Source organism: Methylobacterium sp. CCH5-D2, assembly GCF_001556475.1.
GTDB classification, from domain to species: domain Bacteria; phylum Pseudomonadota; class Alphaproteobacteria; order Rhizobiales; family Beijerinckiaceae; genus Methylobacterium; species Methylobacterium hispanicum.
In genome coordinates, this window is record NZ_LSIX01000053.1 from 1 (window position 1) to 3,930 (window position 3,930).

Genomic DNA, 3,930 nt, shown 5'->3' on the forward strand with positions numbered 1-3,930 from the left:
TGTCGAGGCTCTCGCCCGCTTCAGCGCGGCGCGCGGGGCCGACCGGCTGGCGCTCGCCGTGCCCGCCACGCTCACCTTCGCGGACGGCGCGGTCGCGGTGGACAGCCTCGCGGTGGCGGCGGGCTCGGGTCGCCTCTCGCTCGCCGGCCGGGCGGGCCGCGACGCCCTCGACCTGAAGGTTGGCATCAAGGCCCTGCCGCTGGCGCTCGCCCGGATCGCCAGCCCGAAGCTCCAGATCTCCGGCACCCTCGACGGCGAGGCCGACCTCGCCGGCACGCCGGAGCGGCCGAGCGGCCGCTACAGCCTGAACCTCGCCCGGGTGGTGACGCCCGAGACCCGCCGGGCCGGCCTGCCGCCGGTCGAGGCGCGCGCCTCCGGCACCCTCAGTGACGGCCGGATCGGCATTGACGGCCGGGTCAGCGCGGGCCGCGGCGCGGACCTCGCGCTCGGCGGCTCGCTGCCGGTCGATCCCGACGAGGCCCTGGCGCTCACCGCCCGCGGCACCCTCGACGCGGCGCTCGCCAACAGCCTGCTCAGCGCCACCGGGCAGCGGGTCGGCGGGCGCGTGGCGATCGATGCCCGGGTCGGCGGCACGCCGGCCGCGCCCCGGGCCGAGGGCGCGGCGACGCTCTCGGGCGGCAGCTTCACCGACCCGCTCCAGGGCATCCGTCTCACCGACATCCAGGGTCGGGCGGTCGGGCGCGGCGACACGATCGTGCTGGAACGCCTGACTGCCGCGACCCGCAACGGCGGCACGCTCAGCGCCGAGGGCCGCGTCGCGCTGGAGCCGGCCCGGGGCTTCCCGGGCAGCCTTCGCATCGCCGGGCGCAACGCCGAGCTGGTATCGAGCCCCCTCGTCACCGCGGTGGCGGGGCTCGACCTCTCCTTGAGCGGACCGCTGGCGCAGCGGCCGACCATCACCGGCCGGGTCGATCTCGCCTCGGTCGAGGTCTCGGTGCCCGACCGCCTCCCCGCGACCGTGAAGCCGCTGCCGGGCACGCGGCGGGTCAACACCACGCCGGAGGTGCGGGCCCGCCTCGCCAGCCGGCCGCAGGTGCGCCAGCCCGCCGCGGGCAAGCGGGGCCGGGCCGCGGCGCCCTTCGACGCCACCCTCGACGTGCGCGTGGAGGCGCCGAACCGCATCTTCGTGCGGGGCCGCGGCATCGACGCCGAGCTCGGCGGGAGCTTGCGCGTCACCGGCTCCTCGCGGGATCCAGGGGCGACCGGCGCCTTCGAGATGCGCCGCGGGCGGCTGCAGATCATCGGCCAGCGCCTCGACTTCACCCGCGGGCGCCTGACCTTCGGGGGCGAATTGACCCGGCCGGACCTCGACTTCCTGGCCGAGACCAAGGCCACCGACATCACGGCCCGCATCGCGGTGACGGGCCCGGCCAACCAGCCCGCCTTCGAGATCTCGTCGGACCCGACCCTGCCGCAGGACGAGGTGCTGTCGCGGCTCCTCTTCAAGAAGGCCTCGGGCAGCCTGTCGCCGTTCCAGGCGCTGCAGCTGGCCCAGGCCGTGTCGCAGCTCTCCGGCGGGGCGGGGGGCCCGGACGTGTTCGAGGCGGCCCGCAAGGGGCTCGGCCTCGACAGCCTCGACGTCTCGACCGGCACCAGCGGCGGCCCGGCGGTCGGCGCCTCGCGCTACCTCTCGGACCGGCTCAGCGTCGGCGTGAAGGCCGGCGCCAAGCCCGCCGACACGGGCGCGGTGATCAACTACGACGTGACGCGCCGGGTGAAGGTCCAGGGCGAGGCCGGCAGCGACGGCCGCACCAGCCTCGGCGTCGGCGCCGAGTGGGAGTGGTAGGGCACCGGGCCGAAATCCCGGATTCCAAAGGTCGAGACCTTTGGCGGGTGCAGGGCAGAGCCCTGCTGTTGGTCTCCTCCCCCGGCTCTGCCGGGGGAGGAGACCAATCCGGGGCTGCGCGCCCCGGGACCCCGCCCAAGGGCCTGAGGCCCTTGGGGATCCCCGGACCTTAGATCGAGAACGACGTGCCGCAGCCGCAGGAGGCCGTGGCCTGCGGGTTCACGATCTTGAAGGACTGGCCGATCAGGTCGTTCACGAAATCGATGGTCGAGCCACTCATGTACTCGAGCGAGACCGGATCGATCACCACGGTCGCGCCGTCGCGCTCCACCGCCACGTCCTGGTCGACGCGGTCGCGGGCGATGTCGAAGGCGTAGGAGAAGCCCGAGCAGCCGCCGCCGTTGACGCTGATGCGCAGCACGGAGCCGGCCGGCTCGGCGCCCATGATCTCGTTGATGCGCCGGGCGGCGCGGGGGGTCAGGGTGATCTCGGCCATGGATGCATCGGACATGGATCTACCGGAAGGCCTTGTGGGTAAGCGGGCGGCCGACGATTGCCGGGCGCCCTCCGGCCCACAAGATATGGGCGACGGACGGGCCCCGCAACGCGGCGGCAGGGCAGGGGAGCTCGGAAGAGGCGTCATGCGGGTATCGCGGCGGAGGCGGGTATCGCGGCGGAGGACGGTGCGTGCGGCCACCCGGTGAGCGCTGGCGCGCGCCCTACGCCACCGATCCGGCCTGCACGCGCGGTCGGCTGATCCCCGAGCCGGCCTCGCCGACCCGCAGCGCCTTCCAGCGCGACCGCGACCGCATCGTGCACGCCACCGCCTTCCGGCGGCTCAAGCACAAGACCCAGGTCTTCGTGCACCACGAGGGCGACCATTACCGCACGCGCCTCACCCACACCCTGGAGGTCAGCCAGATCGCCCGGGCGCTCGCCCGGGCGCTCGGCCTCGACGAGGATCTGGCCGAGGCGTTGGCGCTCTCCCACGACCTCGGCCACACCTGCTTCGGCCACACGGGCGAGGACGCGCTCGACGCCTGCATGGCGCCCTACGGCGGGTTCGACCACAACGCCCAGGCGCTGCGCATCGTGACGCGGCTGGAGCGGCGCTACGCCGGCTTCGACGGTCTCAACCTCGCCTGGGAGACGCTGGAGGGTCTGGTCAAGCACAACGGCCCGCTGCTGGAGGCCGACGGCACCCCGACGCCGCGCTACAGGCAAGCCGGCATCCCGGCAGCGATCCTCGAATTCGACGCGCTCTACCCGCTGGAACTCGCCAACCATGCCGGGCCGGAGGCGCAGGTCGCGGCGCTCGCCGACGACATCGCCTACGACAGCCACGACCTCGACGACGGCCTGCGGGCCGGCCTCTTCGACCTCGCCGATCTGGCGGCGGTACCCTTCCTCAAGGATCTCCTCGACGAGATCGACGGGCTCCACCCGAACCTCGAGACCTCGCGCAAGATCCACGAACTGGCCCGGCGGGTGATCACCCGCTTCGTCGAGGACCTGATCGGGCAGGGAGAGCGGCGCATCGCGGCGCTGGCGCCCGCGAGCGTGGAGGACATCCGCGCGGCGGGCGCGCCGGTCATCGCCTTCTCGCCGGCGATCGCGGCGGCGGATGCCGACATCAAGCGCTTCCTCTACGCGCGGATGTACCGCCATCCCGGGGTGATGGCGGTGCGCGCCAAGGCGAACGCCATCGTGGCCGACCTGTTCGCGGCCTTCTCGGCCGACCCGGCCCGGATGCCCGAGGAGTGGAGCGCGGGGCTGAGCGACGCCTCCGAGGCCCGGGTGGCGCGGCGGATCAGCGACTACATCGCCGGCATGACCGACACCTACGCGGTGCTCGCCCACCGGAGCCTCTTCCGCTCGACGCCGGACCTGCACTGGTCCCCGCCGAGCCGCGGCCTGCCGCTCGCCGAGCCCTGAGGCCGGGCGAGCGGGTGCGCGCCTACCAGCAGCCGCAGCCGGCGCTGTAGCCGTAGGCGGGGGCGGCGTAGCCGTAGGACGGGTAGCTGTAGCCGACCGGGGCGTAGCCGTAGGAGCCGTAGCCGTTCGTGCCGTAATAGGGCGCGCCGTAGCCGTAGCTGCCGGCCGCGAGCGTGCCCGCCGCGAGG

General features: G+C 74.3%; 3 protein-coding genes. 2 read left to right on the forward strand and 1 reads right to left on the reverse strand.

All coding sequences use genetic code 11. From position 1 onward, the window contains the following. Positions 1-1,807: translocation/assembly module TamB domain-containing protein (locus AX737_RS01240; protein ID WP_197430414.1), on the forward strand; the 1,807-nt coding region annotated here is incomplete at its 5' end. Positions 1,808-1,976: 169 nt separating this feature from the next. On the opposite strand, the gene AX737_RS01245 is transcribed toward AX737_RS01240, so the two are convergent. Beyond that, the gene (locus tag AX737_RS01245) at positions 1,977-2,303 is read right to left on the reverse strand and encodes an iron-sulfur cluster assembly accessory protein (protein WP_066918341.1); all 327 of its coding nucleotides are present in this window, start codon (positions 2,301-2,303) and stop codon (positions 1,977-1,979) included. 191 nt (positions 2,304-2,494) lie between these two features. Between AX737_RS01245 and AX737_RS01250 the strand changes: the two genes are divergently transcribed. Further along, the gene (locus AX737_RS01250; RefSeq protein WP_066918343.1) at positions 2,495-3,742 is read left to right on the forward strand and encodes a deoxyguanosinetriphosphate triphosphohydrolase; all 1,248 of its coding nucleotides are present in this window, start codon (positions 2,495-2,497) and stop codon (positions 3,740-3,742) included. The last annotated feature ends 188 nt before the right edge of the window (positions 3,743-3,930 follow it).